Below are 26,521 nucleotides of genomic sequence, written 5' to 3'. Positions count from 1 at the left end.
TATGAAAAGCTGGGGGAAGACGACGTTATTGCTCGTAAGTTGTGTGTTGGTGATCTTCTTGGCTTATCGCCAAGGCGGATTTGCCGCGTGGTATTTAGGCATTTGTTTATCGTTAATCTGGATACAGGCTGGATTGTTTTATGTGTTTGCACTGAAAGGCTTGAACTTGAGTCGGCACCTGTCTGGCGATGTACTTCTCTCCGGTGAAGACGTGACGATTGTCTTGGAAATCAAGCATCAATCGTGGGTACCTATGCCATGGCTGCTCATGAAGGAGACCTGGATCCATGAAGGAAGCGGGAGGAAGCTGACGTATAGTAAGCTGCTGTTCCCTTGGTTTCAGAAGACGCTGTTGCTTTCTTATAAAATGACCCATCTTATGCGAGGCAGCTATCGATTTGCTCACCTTGAAGCTGTGGCTGGTGATCTTTTTGGTTTCGCGCTGCGCAAAGTACATAGAGAAGACTTGCAGCGGTATGTCGTGTATCCGCGGCCGGATGCCTTGGGACGAAGCGGGATGACGTTTCAATCCGATGAAGGTTCTACATCCATTCGTTCAAAGGCTGAAACGCCGCTGATCAGCTCCGTTCGCGATTACACCAGCGGTGATCCGTATCACCGCATCCACTGGAAATCGACGGCTCGTCTGGGCCGTCTCATGACCAAAGACCCCGAGCAGGCCGCCTCCACGAAGTGGATGCTGCTGCTCGATGTAGCGCCTGCGGCCGGCCCAGCAGAAGCGGCTCAGCCGCTGCTGGAGAAGGGCGTCGCCCTCGCGGCTGGCTTCTTCGAAGCTGCCGCGGGCGGGCGAGAGAGCTGCGGCTTCGCCTGCAGCTCCTCTCAAGCAAGGCGAATCGCGCCGACGATTCGCCCCGACCTGACGCTCGCGTACGAAGTACTCGCGAGTGTTGGCGGCAAGCCCGCCCTGTCCTTTCCTGACCTCGTCAGGAAAGAGGCGGCAGACTTGCCGCTGCATGCGTCGATGCTGTGCATCACATCGACGCTGGATGTGGCGCTGGTGCGCGCGATCGCAGATGCGCGCACCAGGCGCCGAGCCGTGCACGTGATCTACGTGCACGCGCGGCCTTCCCTCTCGGTCGCAGAGCGAGAGGGGGCTTCTCAGCTGCAGGCCACAGGCTGCAGCTTCACGGAAGTGCCGCATCCGCAGAGCCTGTGGCCGAAGCAAGGGGGTGTTGCGGATGCAACCGCTTGAACCACGCCGCGGGCTACACGCGCGCTCTCGCACTTCGCCTTTAAAAAGTTCGCACTCCAGCACTTCGCACTCAGGTGTTTCGCACTCAGGCACTTCGTACTCAGGTGTTTCGCACTCAAGCACTTCGTACTCGGGTGTTTCGCACTCAAGCACTTCGAACTCAGACACTTCACCCTCTAGCAATCTACACACCAGTCCTTCACACCCAGACACATCATCACGCAACCCATCCCAGTTCATCTTCCGCGCAGACAGCCTGCCGCCAACACACAGTAGTCTCTTCCGAGACAGTCTCATCACCCTGCTGCTCTTTCTACTTCTCTCGGAATGGCTGCGACCATTGGCTTGGATGGCCGATGAGTCGATCCAAATTGGACCGGTCCTTTTTGTATTTGGGTTTTGCCTTGCACTGGATTGCTTCAGGGTACCTTATGGATGGGGATGGCTGGCGAAGTGCAGCATGGTCGTGATTTTTATTGGCTATATGTTTTACCGGGATTCCTTACTTGCTGGAGGATGGATCATCTCACTGGTGAGGACGTTCGTGCAAGATATTGTGTACATCGTACAGGCTCATTTTGATCTCATCAGCGGTGAGATGCGTACGCTCCTATTTTTAATGGGCTGGGCGCTGCTGCTCTCCGTCGTCCAGGCGCTTATGCTGCAGAGACAGCATAGTCTTTGGTTTGTAATGGCAACGCTAATCTATCTCGTAGGTATCCAGCTCGTGTTAGGGGCGGATACCGTGCAAGGCATTATTCGCACATTAGGCTACGGGCTTCTCCTGATGGCGCTGCTCAATCTTTCGAGAATTGAACAGACCTATCGAGTAGCGATTACACGTTCAGGAAGTTATATGCAATGGTTGATCGTCAGCGTGATTGTCGTAGGGATCTTGTCTGGGGTCGGCTGGTTATCAGCCAAACAAACGGAGTCCGAACCTTTGATGAAGCCGGTCAGTTGGACGAATTGGTATGATCGTTTATTTGAGCTATATAACGAAGATATGGGAGTAAGCCCTACCGTAGCGACATCTGGATATGGTCAAAATGACACATCGTTAGGTGGTCCACTCCAAGTGGACACTTCACCAGTATTTACAGCCAAAACCACCGAACTCACCTACTGGCGCGGCGAATCCAAAAGCTACTACGATGGCAAAGGCTGGACACAGCCTATTCAGAAGTTAGAGCCCTTTGTGGCCTTTAGTCCGGCTTCGTCAGTGCTGCCTGTTGTGGAGCAGGAGATCTTGTTGAATGGAAACTCGCCAAGTAAACAATTGTTCGTAGGGGGGCAGCTGCGGAGCGTTGATATGCTGCTGAGTGAGAAAGGGAAGCCGATCTCATCCGATAGTCTTTTAATGTCACAAGTAAGTGGCTTAACGACCTTACCGGAGGTCGCAGACCCGCTATCTTATTACAAAATAACTGTTCAACCTATCAAGGAAAATCCAGATTTGTTGAACACAGATATTGCGCCATATCCGGAAGCGATCACTAGCGAATACCTGCAATTGCCGGCTACGCTGCCGCGGACTGTTCGGAGCACCGCAGAGCAAGTAACCGAAAATCGGTTGACTCCTTATGCCAAAGCGGTGGCTATTGAGCAGTATTTGAGTCAAACCTTTCCGTATAGTCTCGAAAAACCTACCAATCCCAGTCGCAGCGAAGATTTCGTCAGTCATTTCCTGTTCGTCGATAAGACAGGATATTGCGATCATTTTTCCACAGCCATGGTTGTCATGCTTCGTTCAGTTGGTGTACCCGCCCGGTGGGTGAAGGGGTTTGCTCCAGGATCAGCAGGCTCCAGCGATGACAACGGGCTGCAAGAGGTTATCGTTCGGAATCAAGATGCGCATTCCTGGGTTGAGGTCTATTTTCCATCCATGGGATGGGTACCATTCGAGCCAACTCCTGGTTTCTCAGGGATATCCGCGGATCAACCGAGAGATATGATGACTAGTGAAACTATGGAGCAACTGGGGTTGACGGCTTCACTCACCAATACACCAATGTCAAGTTCCGTCATTACAAAGTCGAGCGAGTGGCTGCACACATCGAAGAATAATCTCATCCAATTGGTAAAGGCTTATAAGAGTGCTGTTTTCGTTGGGATCGGCAGCATCTGTCTGCTTGTTGGTGTGGTTCTCTTACTGCGACGTCAAGGCTATTTGTTGCATAGAACGGTGGAGCTCCCCGGCTACAACAATGGAACTACGACTCAGCAGCATCCGTTGACGCCTTATATGGATCGTTTGTGGAGACAGCTTTTCCGCAAATATGGTGTCAAACCAGCCAATCAAACGGTTCGCGAATATGTCATGAATCTTCGGGTGAGCCATCAAGGGCAACAACAGGCACTGATGACTTTCGCTCAAATCTATGAAAGTGTCCGCTACGATCCAGCGCGTGCATTCGCCTATTCGAAGCGGGAAATTACAGCGATTTGGAAAGCCATTCAAAAGACACATTAAATCCCCTTTACATCCTAGGTGCCTAATGTTTAAAATTAGTACCTAGAAATAGCGGTAAATGGACAAGGGTTCTCCCGAAGCTTCAACCGCTATGAACCTAGGAGGTCGGATAATGAGTAAACCGAGTGAATTGATCGTCGTTTTAGATTTTGGAGGCCAATATAACCAACTGATTGCTAGACGCATCCGTGATTTGGGCGTATACAGCGAATTGCTGCCGCACAATACAACGGTTGATAAAATCCGTGAGATTAACCCTAAAGGGATCGTATTCTCTGGCGGACCTGCAAGCGTATATGGCGAAGGAGCTCCTTCGGTTGATGCTGGCATTTTCGATTTAGGTATTCCGATTCTAGGTATTTGCTATGGGATGCAGTTAATTGCACACCAATTGAACGGAAAAGTTGAACGTGCACACACACGTGAATATGGGAAAGCGGATCTAGAGTTCTCGAACCAAAGCCCGCTAGTTAAAGGTCTAGAGGCGAAACAAACGGTATGGATGAGCCACGGTGACCATGTTTCCGTTTTACCTGATGGCTTTGTTGTTGAAGCAAGCACGGATTCACTTCCTATTGCTGCAATGAGCAACCGTGATCGTAACATTCATGCGGTTCAGTTCCACCCTGAAGTTCGTCATTCAGTCCAAGGAAACGAAATGATTCACAACTTCATTTATGAAGTATGTGGTTGTGTCGGCGATTGGACAATGTCATCCTTCGTGGAAGATATGATTAAAGAACTTCGTGCAGAAGTTGGCGATAAAAAAGTGCTTTGCGCACTTAGCGGCGGCGTGGATTCTTCCGTTGTGGCGATCCTGCTTCATAAAGCAATCGGCGCACAATTGACGTGTATGTTCATTGACCACGGATTGCTGCGTCAAGGTGAAGGCGAAAGCGTTATGGAGACGTTTGTTGGCAAATTCGATATGAAAGTAGTTAAAATCGATGCAAAAGACCGGTTCCTAGGCAAATTAGCTGGTGTAGCGGATCCGGAGCAAAAACGCAAAATCATCGGCACTGAATTCATTCGCGTGTTTGAAGAAGAATCAAGCAAGTTTGATGACTTTACTTTCTTGGCGCAAGGCACGTTGTACACGGACATCGTAGAAAGTGGTACAGCTACCGCGCAAACGATCAAGTCGCATCATAACGTTGGCGGCCTGCCGAAAGATATGAAGTTCAAGCTCATCGAACCATTGAAAACACTATTCAAAGACGAAGTGCGTAAAGTAGGCGAAGAGTGTGGCCTTCCGTCCGCGATCGTGTGGAGACAGCCATTCCCAGGTCCGGGACTAGCTATTCGTGTTCTAGGTGAAGTTACCGAGGATAAGCTGAAAATTGTTCGTGAATCCGACGCTATCCTGCGCGATGAAATCGCCAAAGCTGGCCTAGATCGTGAGATCTGGCAGTACTTCACGGCGCTTCCAGGCATGAAGAGCGTAGGCGTTATGGGCGACGCTAGAACTTACTCCTATACCGTAGGTATCCGTGCAGTTACGTCAATCGACGGTATGACAGCCGACTGGGCTCGTATCCCTTGGGATGTACTTGAGAAGATTTCCGTACGTATCGTAAATGAGGTTGAGAACGTGAATCGTATCGTATACGATATCACTTCCAAGCCGCCAGCTACGATTGAGTGGGAATAGATTGGGATAAAATAATGTCATTAATCGCTTGGAAGCCTTGATACATAAGGCTTTCGAGCAGTTATTACATTGAAATTCCACGTACACCTGCAACAATAGAGTGCAAAAATTACTCTCTTTTATTTGCGTTGTTTAGCGAATAGAAGGGAGTATTTTTTATGACCAAAATAAAAGAACTAATTGAGGACTTCAAGCTAAACCAAGAAATTCTAGGCAGGGAAAAGAGATATGTTGATCTTTGCGTGTTCCGTTTGTATAGGTGGGAAGAGTTCACAGTAAAAGTGTTAGGTGTAGCCGAAACAGAGGATGTTACACAGTTTCATATCAAAAAATTTATTCAAGAGCGCCAACGTGTAGGAAGTGAAGTAAACAGTACAATAAATAATAATATTGCTACGTTAAAGGTGTTCTTTCAGTATTTGGTGTGTGAAGAATTTATTGATGAACAAGATAATCCTATGCGGAGGATTAAAAATCTCAAGGAAGAGAAGACCGTCATTGTCACATTCAATGATGACGAAGTGTCGCGGATACTAAATGACCTAGAAGAAGAAACGTATTCAAATGTCCGAGACAAACTCATACTCATTATGCTTTTTGACACGGGTATAAGGGTTTCTGAGCTTTGTTATATAAAAAATGATGATATAGCAAGGCGACACATTCTGATTCATGGGAAAGGCTCTAAACAGCGTCTGGTTTACATTAGCAATATCATGCGGAAGTACATGAGAAGGTATGAAGAATTAAAACGGGAGCGATTTAAAAAAAGACTACAGGATGAAATTGAAGATTACTATTTCCTTGATCAATCGGCTGTAGGATTATCCCGCTCCCGCATCAACAAGATTCTAAAAGAACATTGCAATAATGCTGGTGTAAGAAAAGAGGTTAGATGTTCTCCGCATGATTGTCGCCATTATTTCGCACAGAAGCAATTGAGAAATGGAATTGACATTTACAGCTTGAGCAGACTTATGGGGCATTTTGATACTCAAATTACTTCCAAATATCTAAGGGGATTAGAGCAGGAGGATATTTTGCAGATTGGACGATTACATAGCCCGTTAAATGGGTTGAAAATAAAACATGACAAATCTTAACGCCATTAATGTTGCTGATACATTAGCATGTGATCTCACAATGGGCTCTCAGATCCACTCTAAGCTCGTTTTGGAACAGGGTAAGACATATATGTCACCTGAAAGCGGGAGGGGCATATGGAGTGAAATAGAGCCGTTTAAATAAATGTGGAAAATCAGATGCGGGGGAGAGTGATTACTACATCTGTTTTTTGTATTTAAACACGATTATAGAGTGGGTAAAGCTAGCATCGAAATGGGTGCAAAAATGAAAGTGCATGGTATAATCTGACTGTGAAGTAAGGTATTAACTCCTACTAATCAAACACTAACCTACAAATGTTAGGAGATAGACTATGTCACTATTGAATAAACTATTTGGTCAGAAACGTACAATTCAAAGTCCAACATTCGTAAAAGACTTCACAAAAGAAAATCATCAACTTATGTCTCTAATTGAACTTACTAATAGTGTTGCCGATGGAGAGCAAAAAGACAATATTGAACGTGATATCAAGTTACTCAAATACGGTATAGACGGGGAAAATAACGTCTATTTCGAATTGAAAAACTCATTTCTTCCGATCCTGTGCCTTCATGATGTGCGTATCGAATATGGTAATTACGTTGCTCAACTCGATTTTGTTGTGATTTCCAACAAGTTTACATGTATTTTGGAAACGAAGAAGTTAAGTGGCAATATCTCCATTGATTCAGACGGTAACTTTGTTAGAACAATGAAAAACAAGTATGGCAAAGATTATAAAGAAGGCATCTACAGCCCAGTAACACAAAATACAAGGCATGTAGATATACTTAAACATGTTCTCTCCAAAGAGTTGAAAATCAACAATATGCCTATCCTATCTCTAGTGGTCATGGCTAATCCCAAAACGATCATTAAGAAAGTCAAATGCCCTGCTGAGATCGAAAAAACGCTTATTAAGTATGACCAAATAAAAGCAACCTTGGAGAAGTATCAGAATGATAAGTCTAATCAATACGATCTTGCAGAGAAAGATATGCAAGGAATAGCTGAGTTATTGGTTAAACTTAATACTCCAATTGATATGGACTTTGAAGCAAAATATCAGATCACAGAAGTTAAAATCAAAAGTAAAGAAGAATCGCTACTTCGTGAAGAACTGACTGCATATAGGCTGAAAACCTCAAGAGATGAAAATGTTAAAGCTTATTTCATTTTCAATAATGCTGAGATGGATGAATTAATAGTGAAATATCCAATAACAGAGGAAGAGTTGCTGTGTGTTAAGGGATTTGGGAAAGCGAAAGTCGAGAAATATGGTGGCGCAATTTTAAGTATCTTTAATGGGTAAAGGAGATTGCCTAACAATGAAGTTATATAACAAACTTGTACGTGATAAGATACCACAAATCATCGAAGCGAAAGGCAAGAAAGCTAATGTTAGAATGCTTAGTGATGTTGAATATAAGGCAATGCTAAATCAAAAGCTTCATGAGGAGTTTCTTGAATATACGAATGCAAATGCAGAAGAACAAGTTGAAGAATTAGCTGATCTTGTTGAAGTGGTCTATGCAATACTGGAGAGCAAGAAAGTTAGCATTGAGGAATTTGAGAAGGTAAGATTGGCTAAGAAGGCAGATCGTGGAGGGTTTAAGGAGAAGTTATTTTTGGAAAGTGTTCAGGATTAATTAAAATGGGTGTTTTGGACTTATAAGTTAATAATTCTGTCCCCATCAAAAATATCCGAAGTAAGAGTTTCGATATGGTACAAGCAAAGATAAGGAGAGAATTATCTATAATGGAGAAGCAATGCAAAGTATGTTTGCAAATTAAACCATTCAGCGAATTTAAAAAAAATGCAAGTTCTAAAGATGGATATGCTTACACTTGTAAAGCTTGTATTCCAATTGAAATATTAGGTGAAGAATCAGGATTTTTCGGACATATAAAATTGAGGTATAAGAAGGGAATTGAACACTATTTAACAGGAAATGTTAATGGAGAATATATTGATGAGATTTTCCCTTATGACCCAACTTCCAATTTTCAACCATATCAAATATACAGGCAGTTAAAATCCGATTGCTTATATGGAAAGGGAAATTGGCAAGAATGCGGATATTGTCAAGAATGCAAGCATAATAGAGAATTTAACGCACGTCATTATTATTATAAGGAATCGCATTCCGATATTTGTATTCCATGTAAAGACAAGAATGCAGAAGATGAAAAGAAAAGCCGAAAAAAATATAATGAAAAAATCGCCAGAGAAGGGTTACATCATAATCTATATTGGGACTCCAAGGGAAAACTTTGGGAAAATGTTTATATCAAAAATGATGGAACAGTTTTAAAAAATGGTGTTGTCGTTAGTCATTGTAGAAGTTATGTGAATCCATATGCAACATCAGATCAACTTGATAAAAATCAATTTGAAATTGCAATTAGGCAAGATAGAAATCATGAAATTAATAAACCTAAAGAAGGATTTTTTCGAAGGATTATAGATGCAATTAAATTAAGTTGACTCGTTAGAGGGAATATGCCAATAGAGGATAAAGGTTGAGAGTATGTTTCAGTAAATAAAGTTTTGACCATCATCAATAAATGGTATATATTGTAATAAATAAATAAATAAATAAATAATAATATGAACGGAAACTACGAAGCACGTAGGGATAATGGCGATCTAGCCTTTATTTCTACGTGCTATTTTGTTTTCAAAACGGAGGAGTAAGTAATATGAAAAGTCCAAATAACAGAACCATGAGGTGAGTACCCCTACAACAACAGCTATGTTGCCAAACAGCATTATCATAATTATCATACACTATCGCTTTAACATACAAAGCACCTCCACGAAACATTTAAGCTTATTTTGTTGTGTTATCAGTCCTAACGATAAAGGAAATCTCGAAATCAATGTTTGTAATATTAAAAAGATTTGTTTTCAGTATCTTGGAATAATGTACTTCGAGCCAGTCCTTCTTGATAGTAGTATCAGTTCCGAAGATGACGCTCTTGTTGGTGTCTAAAGAAATAATAATGTCACTAAACCATGTCTCAAATGCAGTTTCAGAGATGTTGCTCCGTACATCATTAAGAAGTTTCGCCAGTAAATTCTTCATATAATCTATTTTCAATTTCTCTTCATTTGCCAATGCCCGCTCCCATATTTGAGGGAGCGCATCGTCGAATTCCTTTGTCACCCTTATGATTTTTTCATCGTCTTTAGCAGTCATAATACCGCTCCTTTTTTCAGTGTGTCATACTCGTTAATCTGAACTTCCAATGGATCAGAGATTTCATCGTGTAACCCATCAACAACTGTTCAATTGAAGCAATCTTGTTCTCAATATTAGCCAACCTAGCTTCAATCTTACCCGTTGAACTAATAATGCTCTCGATATAATTCATCCTGTTTATGAATATGGTTTGATTGTCATTTTCTTTTATGCTTTGTTCGTCCATATTGCAATCCTCTCATCCTTAAGATACTGATGGTCATGAATCACTCTTTCAGATTCTCAATAAAACTGATATTTTATTTAGTCTTGTTCAATCTCTGAGTATACGCATCTTTAATCTGTTTAATTAAATCGATCGTTTTTTCATTGGAGAAATACTCTTTTGATGTTAAACTCCCATACGATTCTACAATAACACTTATGTTAAGCTTCATTCTTAATGCACGTTCAATGTAAAAGAAATGGCTAAAGTTTTCTTCTTCTAATCTAGCATTTACATCTGCCATCCATTTCTTAGCTAGTACTTCGCTATAACATACCGTTACTCTATCTATATATTCATTCGAAGTCATCCTATGTTTCTTTACAATATATTCGACGACTTCATTCCATCTTCTCATTTCAACATTGTGTCTTTCACCATATCTATCAAACCAAATAAACGGGTTCATTGAACCTTTTGAACTATTGATTGATCGATGCAGTGTAACCATGTTTGCATAAGTTGTTCCCCCCAATACCATACTTACGAACAATTGAACCCCAATCCAAAAGGACAAAGTGATCTAAAGCAACATAATCGTACTTTCCTGTTAAGGCGCATTCACCATAGAAGTCAACGTAAAGCTGTTCCTTTTGATAAAGCCATAAAGTATTCGGTACTTCATTCATAAGTTTTTTTCTTTTTTCTTGCGCTTTAGTCGAGTTTATATACCTTTTAATTTTATCCATCTAGTTGATATCCTCCGTCGTGGTGTTAGTAATATATTCTCAACACCATGATATCACAAATAATCTCATTAATGGATAATAATGCCAAAGAAAGTACTATCCAATTTATGGAATGCATTTTTAAATTTAGCACAACTATTTAGTGTTGAAGCTGTATACTTATTATCAAAAGAGTTAATAAGGAGAAACCTCATGAGTATTCCGATTGAAGTTAAGAAAAATGGCGAGACTGTTGGAAAGTTTTCAAGTCTTCAAGGAGTTTACAAATATTTTAAGGGGTTTGTGCCACATAATACGAATGAAGAAATCTATGACATTATTAACAATGGTATAGATTATGAAAAATCTTGGTCATATCAAGGGGATACATATGAATTTATTACGACGGAAGAACATAGACTGGCGAGAAAAGACAGAAAAACTAGAAAAAAAGTGAAGATTAGATTTCTTCTTAAGAACAAAGAAGCTGATTTTAGCGAGCGCCAAAAGAAACTTATCGAACAAATAATTGATGATCCCACCAATTGGAGTGGATTCAAAGTGGATTTTATTTCAGTAAAATTTATTAGTATTAGCAATAAAGCATTTGTTGTAGAAGTAGAAGAAAAAGGAACAGCGTGGCGCAAACAATTTGCAAAAAAGTTATGTAAACTGGCTGATTTGAATGATTTATGTCTTCCTACCAAAACAAGTAGAGAGTTATTTGATATTATAGTTGAGGGAGATAAACCTGGGGAGAGTAGGAGTAACACCCCACCTCTGTTTGAAGTAGGGAAGTATTACTCCCGCAAAGATGTTTATAATATTGTAAATGTCCCAAAGTCACAACAAGGTGGAAATTGGGATACTGGATACACTCGCTTTAAAGATAACTCTTTTGTATTTGTTAATGTAGATACGACAGCAAGAACAGGGCATAATCACCCCAACCGATTTGATGGAAATGATTTAATATGGTACGGCAAAAAGGATTCAAAGCTTTCGCATGATTCTATACAGTCACTTGTACACCCAAAAGGAAGAACTTATTTATTTGTGCGGGAAGATAGCAATGATCCTAACTTTTTATTCTTAGGTAACGGTAGAGCAAAAGAATACTATGATTCATCTCCTGTTAATATTGTATGGTCTTTTGATAATATATCTGAAAATCATCCAGAGATTCTTCCTGAGGAAATAAGTGAACCTGAAAAATATTTAGAGGGTTCTTTAAAGCAGGTTTACGTTAACATTTATGAACGAAATCCCTTGGCAAGAAAGAAGTGTATAGACCATTTTGGATTAGATTGTACTGTATGTGGTTTTAACTTCTATAACTCATATGGTGAAATTGGAGGAAATTTTATTCATGTGCATCATCTTAAGGCATTACATGAGGTTGGAGAGAAATATGAGGTAGACCCAATTGAGGATTTGCGTCCAGTGTGTCCTAATTGTCATTCGATGTTGCATAAGAAAAAACCACCTTATGGTATAGAAGAATTAAGAGAAATATTAAATAATATTCGTTAATGAATAATTTAAATGTACCCACTATCGATCCATGTTGAGCTAAGTGCCTGACGCACCTAAAAGCTTCGCTTTTAGGTTTGTCTACTCGTCAAACGCTTCGCTTATTGACTCGTTTTGAAGTTAATCGTTTGGGACTTAAATAAATGAAACTAATATTAAAATAACCTACAAATTATAAAGGTGAGGTAATAATGATACTTTTAAGACACTACACAACGAAGTTGTGGAGGGGCAAAAAGTATCGAATTTTTAACCTCACCAACTAATGAGACTAAATAATATACTGTAAACTTTTTTCTTTAAGGAAATGATTTGAAAACCTTTGATTTTACTGACTTTTTTCAATGTGCTTAGGCAGTCATTTGCCTAGCTTCTATAGATGCCAATCACTAGGTGGATCTTTAGTTGTAGCTTGTTCTGGTAAACTTTCAAATTCATCCGTTCTTAAATAGCGTTGGAACAGTTCCCTCATTCGTTTACTTGGAATATAGATAGATACGTGTAGACCATCTCTAATCCGACTCCTCCAGATCCACTGAATCAGTTCTGATAATGCCCACGCATCCTCGTCAACTGTAACCCCATACTGTTCAAAAAAATTCTTCTCAATAGGATTCATAAACCTGTTAATTAAGTAAGCGAGATGGAATCTATCCTTATAACGATTCGTTGCCCTCATGGTCATAGCTATAAAGCAACCAGCGAAACTTCTGGGTTTCACTTTCTTTCTGATTTTATCATTGTTTCCTTTAACTGTTGTCCAAAGTGCAGTGTCTTTGTTTGCTTTGCACTTATTTGCTAAGAAGTTATATGTATTATTTCTTAATGTAGTTATTATTTCTTTATTAACAGACTTCTCAAACCAACTTGTTGAGAGCGCAGTTCTGGTATCACCGATTGCATTGAGTTGGCCTTCATAGACAGATATTTTCTGACTTAGTAATGTCTTGTCATGAATTTGCCTATCCTCGTAAGGGACTAAACAATATTCTTGTTGATTGTTAGTTACTGATAGATATCTATAATTAATTTTGTGCAAGTCATAATAATACCGCTGAAATTGTCCTTTGAACAAATATGTCAGGATAAAAACATCTTTAAACAATTTGAAAAGATCACAAGGGAGATTCCAAATTAAAGCTGAATTATCGCAATACATAAGATTATTCGATAATGCCAATTGTTTGATATCGTTATATTTTGTGTCTAAGTCTATTTTGTCTTCTTTCCACTTTATGAACCTCAAGCCATCAGCTTTATCATCAAACTCTATAGCTTCTGCCTTAAACAAGAACTCCAGATCATTTTTCCTAAGAGGGACTTGCTCAATAACATTCATGACTTCATCAAGAATGAGTGTGTAATTGTTGCTCCTTATAAGTTCTCTTGTTTCTGCGTTTGCCATTTTGAACAAGGCATGTGTTGTACAAATGTCATTTCCTTGTCCTAAAAGGCGGTGTAAATCCTCTAGCTTAGTTTCACCTTTAATAGATTTAGGATCATAGAATTTTCTATTCTTTACAGCATCTTGAACCCTTTCAATTTCATCAATAAAAAGGGTAACATAAATAAATCTATGAGAATCAGTACTCATCTCATTCATATATTGGATTGCCCAAGAAGTCTTACCAAATCCACAAGGTGCATCTACTACGTTAATATTAGTCATTTTACATTTCTCCTTTAATAGTCAATTTAATTCTAGTCTTTAGTTCATTTGAAATTACATAGTAATTGGTGTTCCATTTTCGGCCTGGAAAATACGGACGGTTAAACGTAAATTAGTATTCTTCATTTCGATCACCTCCTTTCACAAATGCGTGATGTATATAACAAAAATAAAAAAACTCCCCGAACAGATCGGAGAGTGGTTCAATTCATATAGTTATATATGCGATGGAAGTTATATCATTCTGGCTATTGCTTTCAACTTGATATCTTAATTACTCGGTAAGGTTGCCCGTTACGATAGAGGTAAAGGTTTACTAATAAGAAATAAGCAATTACCAAGGATTAATCGTATGAGCCTTTCGTGTCGGGAAAGACAAATATTGAATTGCTGTGTGGTAGTGTACACCTTAAGAATTGATAAAAAGAAAGCTTCAAATATGTAAACCTACCCTCTCCCGCTTCAGAACTATTTTTTCACTATATATAGTTATGGCGAAGTGCATTAAAATCACACGATCGACTAAAATATTTGAAATAATAATGTAAGAGTCTCCGAACAGGAGAGGGTAAAAAGTAAAGTCCAATTACTGTTATATCCATGCAACTTCATAGACGTAACTAATCTATATATGGTATAATTTTACTTAAATTTAGTTGGTAGGAGTACAATATGAACATATTCTTAGATACAACGAATTTTCATGATGATCCATTCCTAAGAAAAATATATAATGATAAACTGTTGAAAATTTGTGAGGACAATGGACTAGAGTTATTCATATCTAGTGTTGTGTTAGAAGAAGCAAAAGCAATGTATAGGCGGAGATTAGAAGAGCAGATAAAAAAGTTAAAGGAAACTTTAGTGGAGTATAATCAAGTCCCCAATATTGAACAAGTAACGATTACTCTCCCAGACGTTCAACAAGCAATGGAACAGTTTGATTCATACTACTCTAATCTGGATGCTAGGGGAGTAATTAGAATTGTTGAAGTTGATAATTCGCTTTTACCTGAACTTATTAGACGTTCAATAAATCGAATTAAGCCATTCACTGAAAACAAACAGGAATTTAGGGATGCTGTCATATGGCTGTCATATGCAACGTTCGCTGAAACAGAAAATCTCGAAGACTGTGTATTAATAACAGCAAATGTTAGTGACTATGCCCAAAATGATAAACTCCACCCCGATCTTCAGGCCGACTCAAAAAGGTTTAGACGGTTCTTTAAGAATACTTACGGAATAGTGCATTCAGATGAGTTTAAGCCTTACAAAACTAATTACGAACTGCAACAATGGGTTGAAATTAATTCTATTACAGTAACTGACATGGAATTGTTGAAACTATTAAATTTAGATAAGAATTTCGATATTTTTTACTATAGTATTAGTGAAATCATTGGAAATTACAGCCCCTCTGATGTTGATGATGATTTCTTTGATCCAGGTTATGTTGAGATGAACGGCGTCACAATTGGTGATTTATTGTCGTTCAGTTTTGATGTCGTTGGTGAAGACATACTTCTAACAGGTAACTTAGAAGTATTTGCAAGTATTGAGGCTAGTACAGATATGAGCGAAGGAGATTATTACCATCATGGTGAGGTCGAAATTGTTTATCAAGTACAGTTTACTGCGAGATATAATCATCATACAAAAGAAATCGATTCTCTAGAAGTTGATGATCATTGGAGAACTCAAACTATAAGCAATTCGGTTAAAGAGATTGAGTTTGATCCATATGAAGATGAAGATCGCTATTAACGTTAGAGTGCCGTAAAGGCACTCTATTTTTATTGCAAAAAGTACACAATTTGAAATACATGTAATTCTTCGATTTTAATATGTCAAAAAGTATACATTGATATTTTGAAATATTTCACATCTATGATATACTTTTTGACATAGACATTAATGGGATTGGGGTGTATTAAATGAAATTGAGCTATGTACGAGTTTCTACTAAGGAACAGAACACGGAGCGACAATTAAAGAAGATGCGTGATCTGGGAATTGAGGAACGTTATGTGTTCGTAGACAAACAATCAGGCAAAGATTTTAACCGCCCTCAGTATCAAGCTATGCGACTTGTAATTAGGGAAGGGGATTTACTCTATCTGGATTCATTAGACCGTCTGGGACGGAATTATGACGGTATTATTAGTGAATGGAAACACATAACCAGAGAAGTTAATGCAGATATAATTGTTCTTGAGAATGAATCACTATTTGATAGTCGTAAATTTAAAACGATGGGTGATTTGGGAAAACTTCTGGAAGATCAATTTTTAAGTATGTTGTCATATTTGGCAGAACAAGAACGTAAAAAAACCAAACAAAGGCAAGCCGAGGGTATCGAAATTGCTATAAAGAAAGGTGTGAGGTTTGGTAGACCAAAGCAACTGGTTACTGGAATTTTTGATAAAGTGTATAAGGATTGGAAAGCGGGGAAGTTAAGTGCGGTAGAAAGTATGAAACTGCTCGCAATGAAACCAAATACCTTTTATAGACGTGTAAAAGAATATGAGGCAAAGTAACTTGTGATTTTCTTTAAGATACAATGACAGCGTACTAAACAATTTATGTCACGAGCTTGAAACTAATAAATAAAATCACTGGAAAACACAATTAATTGATAATCCATTTGATTGTGTTTTTTTGAAATCCAAGGGATGTTTACATTATGATGCGGAAGCACACTCAGTAAATAAGATCAATGAGTTAACTGGAGTTAGGAGAGCAACATTATACCAAGCGATAATAAAGAGGAAATTAGCTGTATGAAAATTGAAAATACGGTGTCAACATCCAAGTTGAAAAACTTGGATATTTTGTTTCGTTTTTAAAATATATTAATGATACTAAGGAATTGATACCCGATTTTATGGAGTTTATGGTATAATTTTACCATATTATATAGTTCCTTAGTCTAGGGTGCTATTATTATTAATAGTTTGAATGAGAATACTAAGATGCCTTTCATTTGTCTATAGGAGGCTTGAAAAGTGGAGAGAAATTACATCATTTCAAAACAAAGTGATGTTGACGGCTTTAGTACATTTCATTGTTCACTCTGTACTGAAGAATTTAAGTTACAAACTGGTGAGGTTCAAGAAGATGACGTATTAGAAATTTTCTGCCCCAGTTGCGGAATCCCTAGTCCTATCTCCTCGTATTATACAGATGATATAATACAACATGCTCAGACAATTGTTATGAATGAAGCAATCAAATCAATCAATGATATGTTCAAAGGACTTGAACGAAAGTTTAGCAACAATAAGCATGTTACGTTTAAGGCGGGTAGACCTATCGAAACAACAAATCCACTACCGCTATATGAGCAAGATAACTTAGAACAAATACAATTTCAATGTTGTAATAAAAGTGCAAAACTTACACTAATCGCAAAAGCAGTCAATCCATATTGTCCATATTGTGGGGTGAATTAGTTGGAAAAGATCATTGACATTAAAGAGTTCAAATTAATATCAAAGCAGTTTAGAAGAGTAGCAGGTGATCTATTAAACGCTAATGATACCCATGAAGCAATAAGATTAGCTAAAAGATTCATATTGTATATCGATTCAGAGCCTATATTAAGTGATTTTATTAGTAAAAATCATACTATGGACTTTAATATGGAAGAGATAATAAGACAGAGGGATTACAGTGAGAAATTTGAAATTCCATTGAAGGTAAGCGAAGAGATTAGTTTCATATATCAGTTGTTAGTGTATTCAACTACTAATTTTGATAGATATGATACGATTTCACGTCCTTATGCCTTCTATAGCGGAGCGAAAATTTCAGATAGCATCAGAGAATTTAACAGGGAAGTAGTAAAGCTACTTGTAAACCATATTTCCGATTACTTAGGGGAGAAGGCGATAGAGTTGGGAATCGATGAAAAGCCGAATGCAAAAATTCTAGTTCAAGGAAATGTAGGTCAACTGAATTTCTCCGAAACAGGAAATGTCACTGCAAATCAGATAAATAATCATAGTGGTAGTGAGGAGTTATTAAAGATAGCAGAAAATCTTCTTCGATTAATTCAAGAGACCCCTATTTCGAATACAGAATTAAAAGAAGATACTATTGATTTTGTCCAACAAGCAGTAGAAGAGATAGAGTCTGGACAACAGCCTAAGCCTTCCTTGTTTAGAAGGATTAAGGATTCGCTATCCAGCATTAGAGGAACAATTGAAGAAACGTCTCTCCTGGCTACAAATATCGATAAGTTTATACAGACAATATCAACGTTTCAATTGTAATTGTATTAATCGCCTTTTATGTAAAAGGGCGATTTTTTGTTTAATTTTTTATGCTAGTATCAAATGGACAATAGAGTTAATATACTTGGTGATTTATTCGAACGGAGGTAAGTTATGACTTGCGAAAAAGTTAGCCAAATGATGGAGGAATACAATCTACTTAGAGAGTCATATAGCGTTTATTGTAATACAATTGTTTTTTTACTCGAAACAATACTGAAACAAAATTCATTTCAATTTCAAATGGTAAGTTCAAGAGTTAAAGAAGAAGGTTCGTTAAAAAAGAAATTATTAGATGATAGCAATCTTTTGGCCAAGATAAATTCAATTACTGAATTAGATGATACAGCTGGTTGCAGGGTAATATTTTATCTGGAAAGCGAAGTTGAAAAATTTATACATTATGTCTATAGCGAGTTTGAGGTTGCTAAAAGTAATTTAAAATATTCACATGATGATTATAATGCAACGCATTTAATTATAAAGTTCAAAGAGGAGAGGCTTAAACTTACTGAATATGCTCAATTTAGAGGTTTTCAATGTGAATTGCAACTAACAACTGTATTATTTCATGCATGGTCAGAAGTATCACATAATATTACTTATAAAACGCCAAAGGAACTAACAGAATTTAACAATGACGCTATTGAGTCGCTTAAAAACCATTTGAAAGAAACCATGAAGAATTTAATTAAACCAGCAAACTATAGATTAGAATTCATTCATAGGGAGTATGCGAATCTACTTGAGGGTAGAAGAATATTCAATTTATCTTTCCTGAACAGAATAGTCCAATCAAGTAATAGAAATGAAATGTATGAAAAATTATTATTGTTAGTGCAATTTGTTAGGAAATATGGTGATAGATCACCATCAGAATTAAAACTGGCTGATTTTGTGAAGGTAATACTAAAAAAATCCAAAAAGTTGAAGGCTAGTAAATCTAATATAATAGGGATAGGTTATGAGCATAAACATGTAGCAGAAGAATGTCTGGAAATATTAAAAATTATCAAGTATCAAAATACTGAACAGGTATTTCCTCTTTTGATTGAGATGTCACTTGATAGTAATAGAGAAATTCGTGAAAAAGCGATAAACATATTAAGGGATTTATCCAAATATAAGTTGAAGGCTTTGCAAACTATAGGATTTTCGATGCAATACTATATTCTCGAAGAGGTAATGAAGTGGAATGACTCACAACGAACTCAAAGGCTTAGCATAATAAATTCAATTTTTGATAAAATGCTTGAATTAGAATATGAAGAAACATCAATGCAAGATTATAAAACGTTTAGTTATGGCTTTGGGGTTTTAAAATCTGGAGAGCATATTAAACACATAAGACAACAAATTATTGAAATTCTTTTTGATTTATTTGGAAAAGTAGAAACACAAGCAGATAAAATAACTGTTTTACAAATATTAAAAGAAGTTTCAAGAACACCGAATCGTGGAATTTATAGTGAAGATGTTGAAAGTCTAGTTAAAGACAATACTACCTATGTAGTGAATTGGTATATTACTTTGATAGAGAGAAAGGAAACCACATATGAAATAATCAAAGAAATAGATGAACAAATTAATTGGTTCACACGAAGGTTTTCGTCTATGGACTGCATAGTAACTTTAAAAGGGATTATAACTAATAATGAATACTACCGAATATACAAGGATTTGGTAGGATACGATCATGAATATTTAGAGGAAATTGATTGGAGAAAGTCTAGAGAAGTTCGCAATGAAAAAATTACTCATTATGTAGATAAGATAGATAAAGAAAATATAGATTTTTGGAAACAAATGATATTAGAAATAAGTGGTGGATTTACACTAGAGAACCAAGGAAAATATACATATTTTAATAATTTTCTACATTTAATTGGTTTAAGAAAACAAAAGTTTGCGAAAATGCTACTGAGAGAATTTATAGGAAACTTAAACATGTTTTTAAGCCATATTGTAGCTGGATTATGGACTTCAGATAATGATTATGCGAGAGAAAAAGTAAATGGATGGATAGTCGAAAGTTCGCATCTTTTAAATTGCCTGAATATTTTTAAGTATTTCGAAAATATTGAAATAGAATTTCTCGAAAAGATTTATAATAAGGCAATTAGTGAAAAAGATAATAAGGTTCTAAATGAGATTGTAAATTTAATTACATCTTCCAAAGTACCAGTTTGTAAAACTAGTAAAGAACTTTTTATTAGTACAATCAACACTCTATCCCAAATAAATGATTTTTGGTGGACTAATTATTTATGGTTCGATAAGGATTCTATTTTAAATAGCTTCAATGAAACTGAACATGACCAAATTCTTAATGTGCTAGTTGTTTGCCCCCGAATTGATTATCATTTAGAACAGCTATTAATACCAATAGCTAACAGCAGTCCAAGGAAAATAATCTACTTTTTTGAGAAACGTATTGAAGTTCAAAAAAGAAAAAAGTCTTTTAATTCTAATTACGATGCTGTTCCTTACCATCTCAATAATATTGCTCAAATATTAAATGAGAATGCAAAAGAATGTATCCCGATTATCTTTTCATGGTATAAGAAAAAGCATTGGTTATACCAATGGGAAGCAAGTGATTTGCTCCAAAAAGTGTTTCAAACTTTTGGTGGCGAGTTAGAAGCTTATCTAAAAGAAATACTTCCTAATAAAAATACAACAGAAGCAAAAATTATTCTTCATATACTTAGGAAATATGATGGTGACCCATCGATATATAATATTTGCAAGCAATTTATCGAAATTTATCACTACGAGAATTCGATGTTGCAGGAGTTAATGCATGTCCTCACAGAAACTGGTGTAGTTACTGGTGAATACGGATTTGCAGAAGCATTAAAGCAAACAAAAGCAAACATTAATAAATGGAACAAATCTAAAAATCCTTACATTAGAAAATTTGTTAAGGATTTTAAAGACTATTTGAATGCCTCTATTACAGCTGAAATTAAAAGATCAGATGAACAAATAGAAGAAATGAAACAAGAGTTTGAGGCTAATTTATAATGGTATAAGCATCACATTCTAAGGACTTCCCCTTATTGGAGAGTTCTTTTTGTACTGAGACATTGTTTGAGTCTTTAATAGATACAGTGGTCTGCAATTGACTGTGTCCTAGAAGCCTAGACAATGTGTATAGGTCAACTTGTCTCAACATCTGCTTTGCAAACATTCTCCTAAAATTGTGAACCGTTGTAGCCATATCCATTTCAACAGCGTCAAATATTCAATGAAAGGCAATATCTCTTACTTAAGCAGGGTCAGAGAAATCAGAGGGTCAATACAATAACTTTAGTATTCTATACCTAAATTGACTAGAAGATAATAACCATTATTTTTGGAAGAGCATCCGTTTTTGGATGCTCTTTTTATTCTTTGGTGTGGTAATACGATATTCAATTTTACTATAACTAAATTCTGTTAAGCATATTGGAAAACTTTGGTTTTCAACAGAGCATCATCATACGATGGTGCTCTGTTACTTGAAAGAAACTCTAGAATCGGGGTTGGCTTTAATAAACGTACTGTTTACTTTCAGAGATACTAATAAGCAAAAACATTTTAAATGTATGGGGAAAGCTACGTGTGTAAATTAATGTTTTCATGCAGTGGTTAATCGCAATACCACTTAATATATCGGTGTCAATGTTTATATAATGGTAAAATACCCAATTTTTAAATGTATATTTTATTTTTTCTAGTATGTTAAGCTTACCTCAAATTATGATGAGAAGGTGATTCCGTTTGAGTGGAGTAAACTTGGATGCCTTAATAATAAAAGACGATTTTGAGGTTGTTGAAGTACAAGAAGATGATCGTGGTGGCGGTAATTTCACCATTAGAATACAAGATATGGAGACCGATGGTTGGTTTTTGGCTACTTATCGAAAACCAGACTTTCAGAGAGAGACAAACAAATGGAGTAAGGAAACAATTTGTGGATTAATTGAAAATTTCCTGGATGAAGATTTAATACCAGCTATTATATTGTGGAGAGCCCCAAGTGGAAAAGTATTTATATTAGATGGTGCACACCGTTTAAGTGCTTTTGTTGCATGGGTAAATGATGACTATGGAGATGGGAAAATCTCTAAGTCCTTTTACGATGATGCTATACCAATTCGTCAAAGAGAATTAGCTGAAAAAGCTCGCAAATATATTAACAAAAAGATAGGACCATTTTCTGAATATAAAAGGGCATTAATTGCAAAAAACAATTCAGGTATCAAACCAGAAGTTTATTTGAGAGCAAAAAGAATGGCATCAAGAGGTTTTGAGTTTCAGTGGGAGAGAGGAGATGCTAGAAAAGCTGAGAAATCATTTATTAGGATTAATAAGAGATCTGTAACCATAAGTGATCCTGAGCTTGAAATATTAGAAACGAGAAAAACACCAGCTACAATTGCTATGAGAGCAATTCTACGTGGTGGAACAGGGTTTAAATATTGGGGTGGGTTTAACGAAGCGATACAGAAGGAAATAGAAATATTGGGAGAAGAGGCTTTCCTGTTATTATATAATCCGCCTTTGCAAACTCATATACGATCTTTAGATGATTTACCTGTCGCAGGTAACAACTATGCTCAACCTAGTTTACATCTCCTTTTTGAAACTGTACAGATAATAATTGAAAAATACTGTGTAGATTTAGAAATTCAACAACGTATGAAAACTACAGAAGATTTAGAGGGCTTAATGACAGTCGAGGTGCTGAAGAATTGTATAAAAACCTTTAAAAGGATTAATAGTCTGAGCTCCTCTTCTCTTGGATTACATCCTGCTATCTACTTCTACAATCATAGAACAGGGAGATATCAACCAACTACGTTCATGTCAGTTACATCATTTATCTTACATTTAGAAGAAAATAAAATGTTGAAAAAATTCATTGATATTAGACAAGTTTTTGAGAACTTTTTGGTAGACTACAACTATTTTGTAGAACAAATAATATTAAAGTTTGGAAGTCAAACAAGAAGCGTTGAACACCTTAAGAATTTTTATTTAGAAATACTGAACAATTTATTAACTGGTAAGTCAATTAATGAGATCGTAACTCATTTGTTAGCCTCCCCTGAATTTAGTTTTTTAAAGCTGGATCATGAACTAAACAAAGCACACGGAATAAATTTTACTGATATTACAAAAAATGCAATTTTTATTAAGGAAGCAATTTCTAACGCTCTTCAATGTAAGGTTTGTCAATCTCTGATTCAACCGAAAGTGATTTCATTTGATCATAAAATAAGAAAACAGGATGGGGGATTAGGAGGGGTTGAGAATGGGCAAGTAGCACACCCGTATTGTAATAGTATATATAAAAATTAAAAATATATTTTCGGATATAAGATCGGAAATGGAAAAGATACAATGCCATTAGATTAAGTGTACAAATGTTCACCTTTTTATTGAAATCACTAGATTTACCAGCTACAATTGATATACAGGAATAACGCAATAATTGAATAGTAATTTACTCTAATGCTAGAACCTACTCCTATACAGTAGGTATCCGCGCAGTAACATCCATCGACGGTATGACAGCCGACTGGGCTCGTATCCCTTGGGATGTACTTGAGAAGATTTCCGTACGTATCGTAAATGAGGTTGAGAACGTGAATCGTATCGTATACGATATCACTTCCAAGCCGCCAGCTACGATTGAGTGGGAATAGTAACTGCTGATTGATCAGTTCCAAATAGCATGAAAAATGACTCTCTTTGAGCTGTAGCCCAGCTGGAAGAGAGTCTTTTGATTTTGAACGAGATTATTGGATAAATATGTTACATTATAGGGACACGCAATATATTGGATCACCCAATGGAGGAATGGATATGGTTATGATTGCAACAATCTTGGTAGGTTTAGTTGCTCTTGAGCATCTGTACATCCTGGTACTTGAGATGTTCCTATGGACGACCCCGCGCGCTATGAAGTCGTTCGGTATGACGAAGGAGAATGCGAAGATCACCAAAAGCTTAGCCGCCAATCAAGGGTTGTACAACGGCTTTCTTGCTGCAGGTCTTGTCTGGGGGCTTGTTCATCCGGACGCCTCCACAGGACGTTCGATCGAGATTTTTTTCCTTGTCTGCGTGCTCGTCGCAGCTATATTCGGAGGCGCGACAGCGAAGAAATCGATTCTGCTCGTCCAGGGGTTGCCTGCTCTAGTCGCACTTATTTTCGTTCTTTTTACCAAATAGAATTGACTTTATGAAAAGACGAACGATTTGTTATATTTTACCCATGAAACGTTCGTCTTTTTTTATTGACACTTGCTCAATTCTTCACTAGAATATGAAATTGGATAACAGTTTTTCGTATAATCTCGGGAATTGGCCTGGGAGTTTCTACGAGATCACCGCAAATGATCTGGCTACGAAAAAAAGGAACGGTATCCGTATGAGTTTTTACGTGCGACTTCACATTATGAAGGCAGCCCTCATATGGACGGCTCCTTTTTCGTACCCGGAATCAGGTAACATGATTCCGGGTTTTTTGCTGTTCCAGATAGCATATATGGGTACTTTGTTTCGCAGAACCTTGGTAAACGCGTACGTCCTAGAAGGACGACAGGGGCGTTTATCCGTGGTTCCCAACATTCGTTAGGAGGAGTAGGAAAATGGATTTGGATCGTTTTTTTAAGTTGAAACAAAATGGCACCACGGTAAGAACAGAAATCATGGCGGGGATTACGACGTTCATGACAATGGCTTACATCCTTGCAGTAAATCCAGATATCCTGAGTGCCTTTAAAACAGGGGCAACTGGTGGAGACTGGACTTCCATTTTCTTAGCTACAGCGATTGCAGCAGGTGTTATGACGATTGCAATGGGGCTTTTCGTTAACTTCCCTGTGGCACTAGCACCGGGTATGGGCTTGAATGCGTACTTCGCGACGATCATTTTGACCTCACAAGGTAAATTTACGTTTTCGATGGCACTCACAGCCGTGTTTATTTCAGGGATTATCTTTATCATCCTTACGATTACGAAAATGCGTCAAATGCTTCTTGTCGCAATCCCAGATAGCTTGAAGCATGCAATCACAGTAGGTATTGGTTTGTTTATCGCAATGATCGGTTTCAAAAACAGCGGTATCCTTACTGTAGCCGTTGAATCCGGTAATGATATTAAAGCACATCAATTTACGGATGTTCTTTCTTTTGAGACTATTTTCCATATGGGTTCATTAGAAAATAAAGGTGTTATTTTAACACTCGTCGGAATCTTGTTGATTTCTATTTTACTGGTAATGCGTGTGCGTGGCGCGATTCTATTCGGAATTCTAGGAACGACAGTTGTAGGTTATTTCATGGGTATGGTTGATTTAGCTACATTAACTAGTGACAATACAACTTGGGTACCGGATATGACTAAACTGCGTTTTGGTGATTTTGATTTCGCAGGCATTATGACAACAGGAATCGTTTCTGTTATCGTTACATTTACATTCGTTGAGCTATTTGATACTTTCGGTACTATGGTTGGAACAGCAACCCGTGCTGGAATTATGAAGAACAAAGAAGAAGGCACCAAACGCGTTGGTAAAGCGATGTTCGTAGATGCGATTGGCGTTAGCGGCGGTGCATTAGTTGGAACGAGCACAGTAACAGCATTTGTAGAGAGCTCAGCAGGTGTTGCCGAGGGTGGACGCACAGGTTTGACAGCAGTAACTACAGGCGTATGTTTCTTGCTTGCCCTGTTCTTGGCACCAATTGTCATGTTAATTCCTGGTTCCGCAACAGCCGCGGCGTTAATCGTGGTTGGTGTTCTCATGGTTCAATCTATTAAAGAGATCGACTTCCAAGACTTCGTTATCGCGATCCCAGCGTTCCTTACAATTGTATTGATGCCTTTCACATACAACATTGCGAACGGGATTTCCTTCGGTATCGTTACTTATGTAGTTCTTGCTGCAGCAGCTAATGTAAGTGGCAAAAGTGAAAAGAAATACAGTGTCCACTGGTTAATGTGGATTCTAGCCATTCTAATCATTGCTCGATACATCTTTATTGGTAGCCAAGGTTAATAGGAAAGTAAGGCTCTGGTGCGTTATGCGCCAGGGCCTTTTTTAATTCCGTTTTTTACCATGATTAAAAAACTTGCAATCGCTTGGAGGATTTGTTATATTACTCCTTGTCGCTTCGGCGGTCGAACGAAAGAACGAATGAACGAAAGAAATTTCAAAAAAAGTTCTTGCATTCGGACAAGCTGATGTGGTATATTACTTCTCGCTGCTTCGGTAACACGGCAGTGAACGAAAGAAATTGATCTTTGAAAACTGAACAACGAGTGAGTAAGCACAGTCGAGTAATCGACTATAAAAGAGATTGCAAAATCTCGCTAGCTTCAAATGAGCAAGTCATCTTTCTACTATGGAGAGTTTGATCCTGGCTCAGGACGAACGCTGGCGGCGTGCCTAATACATGCAAGTCGA

21 protein-coding genes, 1 rRNA gene, 1 pseudogene and 1 riboswitch are annotated in these 26,521 nt (G+C 37.7%); of the genes and pseudogenes, 18 read left to right on the top strand and 5 right to left on the bottom strand.

The genetic code is table 11. The annotated features are described in order from the left end of the window. The first annotated feature begins 1 nt into the window (after position 1). The 7 genes from AC58QG_RS32710 to AC58QG_RS32680 all read left to right on the top strand — a co-directional run bounded on the left by AC58QG_RS32710 (position 2) and on the right by AC58QG_RS32680 (position 8,932). A complete protein-coding gene (locus AC58QG_RS32710; RefSeq protein WP_497366202.1) occupies positions 2-1,213 on the top strand; it encodes a DUF58 domain-containing protein in 1,212 nt (403 codons plus the stop codon). Next, positions 1,200-3,686: a DUF4129 domain-containing transglutaminase family protein gene (locus tag AC58QG_RS32705; RefSeq protein ID WP_497366201.1), complete on the top strand. Its 2,487-nt coding sequence runs from the start codon at positions 1,200-1,202 to the stop codon at positions 3,684-3,686. Before AC58QG_RS32710 ends, AC58QG_RS32705 begins: the two co-directional genes overlap by 14 nt. Positions 3,687-3,798: 112 nt before the next feature. Continuing rightward, positions 3,799-5,337: a glutamine-hydrolyzing GMP synthase gene (gene guaA, locus AC58QG_RS32700; protein ID WP_497366200.1), complete on the top strand. Its 1,539-nt coding sequence runs from the start codon at positions 3,799-3,801 to the stop codon at positions 5,335-5,337. Positions 5,338-5,495: 158 nt separating this feature from the next. Then, a complete protein-coding gene (locus AC58QG_RS32695; RefSeq protein WP_497366199.1) occupies positions 5,496-6,440 on the top strand; it encodes a tyrosine-type recombinase/integrase in 945 nt (314 codons plus the stop codon). Positions 6,441-6,775: 335 nt separating this feature from the next. Continuing rightward, positions 6,776-7,756, top strand: a complete 981-nt coding sequence (locus AC58QG_RS32690) for an NERD domain-containing protein (protein WP_497366198.1) — start codon at positions 6,776-6,778, stop codon at positions 7,754-7,756. A 16-nt stretch (positions 7,757-7,772) separates the two neighbouring features. Then, complete coding sequence (locus AC58QG_RS32685; protein WP_497366197.1) at positions 7,773-8,093, top strand: phosphoribosyl-ATP pyrophosphohydrolase; 321 nt, start codon at positions 7,773-7,775, stop codon at positions 8,091-8,093. A gap of 74 nt (positions 8,094-8,167) precedes the next feature. Continuing rightward, positions 8,168-8,932, top strand: coding sequence for a hypothetical protein (locus AC58QG_RS32680; RefSeq protein WP_497366196.1), 765 nt, complete (start codon positions 8,168-8,170; stop codon positions 8,930-8,932). A 346-nt stretch (positions 8,933-9,278) separates the two neighbouring features. On the opposite strand, the gene AC58QG_RS32675 is transcribed toward AC58QG_RS32680, so the two are convergent. The 4 genes from AC58QG_RS32675 to AC58QG_RS32660 form a co-directional block, all read right to left on the bottom strand. Further along, positions 9,279-9,647 carry a DnaA N-terminal domain-containing protein gene (locus tag AC58QG_RS32675; RefSeq protein ID WP_497366195.1) on the bottom strand — a complete coding sequence of 123 codons (369 nt, stop codon included), beginning with the start codon at positions 9,645-9,647 and terminating at the stop codon, positions 9,279-9,281. A gap of 16 nt (positions 9,648-9,663) precedes the next feature. After that, positions 9,664-9,876 (bottom strand): hypothetical protein, encoded by a 213-nt coding sequence (locus AC58QG_RS32670; protein ID WP_497366194.1) that lies wholly within the window; start codon positions 9,874-9,876, stop codon positions 9,664-9,666. 73 nt (positions 9,877-9,949) lie between these two features. Beyond that, entirely contained in the window at positions 9,950-10,225 is a 276-nt protein-coding gene (locus AC58QG_RS32665) for a hypothetical protein (protein ID WP_497366193.1), read from the bottom strand. Between the two features lie 112 nt (positions 10,226-10,337). Next, positions 10,338-10,604, bottom strand: a complete 267-nt coding sequence (locus tag AC58QG_RS32660) for a hypothetical protein (RefSeq protein WP_497366192.1) — start codon at positions 10,602-10,604, stop codon at positions 10,338-10,340. Between the two features lie 192 nt (positions 10,605-10,796). Between AC58QG_RS32660 and AC58QG_RS32655 the strand changes: the two genes are divergently transcribed. Further along, positions 10,797-12,116, top strand: coding sequence for a DUF3427 domain-containing protein (locus AC58QG_RS32655; RefSeq protein ID WP_497366191.1), 1,320 nt, complete (start codon positions 10,797-10,799; stop codon positions 12,114-12,116). A 373-nt stretch (positions 12,117-12,489) separates the two neighbouring features. Here AC58QG_RS32655 and AC58QG_RS32650 read toward each other — a convergent pair whose 3' ends face one another. Next, positions 12,490-13,785, bottom strand: coding sequence for a YonV family putative phage-derived protein (locus AC58QG_RS32650; RefSeq protein WP_497366190.1), 1,296 nt, complete (start codon positions 13,783-13,785; stop codon positions 12,490-12,492). A 672-nt stretch (positions 13,786-14,457) separates the two neighbouring features. Between AC58QG_RS32650 and AC58QG_RS32645 the strand changes: the two genes are divergently transcribed. The 10 genes and pseudogenes from AC58QG_RS32645 to AC58QG_RS32600 all read left to right on the top strand — a co-directional run. Continuing rightward, a complete protein-coding gene (locus AC58QG_RS32645) occupies positions 14,458-15,552 on the top strand; it encodes a PIN domain-containing protein (protein ID WP_497366189.1) in 1,095 nt (364 codons plus the stop codon). Positions 15,553-15,722: 170 nt separating this feature from the next. Beyond that, entirely contained in the window at positions 15,723-16,325 is a 603-nt protein-coding gene (locus tag AC58QG_RS32640) for a recombinase family protein (protein ID WP_497366188.1), read from the top strand. A gap of 468 nt (positions 16,326-16,793) precedes the next feature. Continuing rightward, entirely contained in the window at positions 16,794-17,240 is a 447-nt protein-coding gene (locus tag AC58QG_RS32635) for a hypothetical protein (RefSeq protein WP_497366187.1), read from the top strand. Continuing rightward, positions 17,241-18,062 (top strand): hypothetical protein, encoded by an 822-nt coding sequence (locus AC58QG_RS32630; RefSeq protein ID WP_497366186.1) that lies wholly within the window; start codon positions 17,241-17,243, stop codon positions 18,060-18,062. Positions 18,063-18,176: 114 nt separating this feature from the next. Then, positions 18,177-21,089: a RelA/SpoT-related domain-containing protein gene (locus tag AC58QG_RS32625; protein WP_497366185.1), complete on the top strand. Its 2,913-nt coding sequence runs from the start codon at positions 18,177-18,179 to the stop codon at positions 21,087-21,089. A 738-nt stretch (positions 21,090-21,827) separates the two neighbouring features. Next, a complete protein-coding gene (locus tag AC58QG_RS32620; RefSeq protein ID WP_497366184.1) occupies positions 21,828-23,411 on the top strand; it encodes a GmrSD restriction endonuclease domain-containing protein in 1,584 nt (527 codons plus the stop codon). A gap of 143 nt (positions 23,412-23,554) precedes the next feature. Next, positions 23,555-23,758 (top strand): annotated as a pseudogene (locus AC58QG_RS32615) (GMP synthase (glutamine-hydrolyzing)); the annotation flags it as partial. A gap of 160 nt (positions 23,759-23,918) precedes the next feature. Continuing rightward, positions 23,919-24,284 carry a DUF1304 domain-containing protein gene (locus tag AC58QG_RS32610; RefSeq protein ID WP_497366183.1) on the top strand — a complete coding sequence of 122 codons (366 nt, stop codon included), beginning with the start codon at positions 23,919-23,921 and terminating at the stop codon, positions 24,282-24,284. A 95-nt stretch (positions 24,285-24,379) separates the two neighbouring features. Then, a riboswitch (purine riboswitch) is annotated at positions 24,380-24,480 on the top strand. Positions 24,481-24,709: 229 nt separating this feature from the next. Next, on the top strand, positions 24,710-26,113 hold the full coding sequence (locus AC58QG_RS32605) for an NCS2 family permease (protein ID WP_497366320.1): 1,404 nt from the start codon (positions 24,710-24,712) through the stop codon (positions 26,111-26,113). A gap of 343 nt (positions 26,114-26,456) precedes the next feature. Beyond that, a 16S ribosomal RNA gene (locus AC58QG_RS32600) occupies positions 26,457-26,521 on the top strand; the annotation flags it as partial.

Source organism: Paenibacillus sp. J22P169 (assembly GCF_059691995.1).
This window is presented reverse-complemented; position numbering and strand designations above follow the sequence as displayed.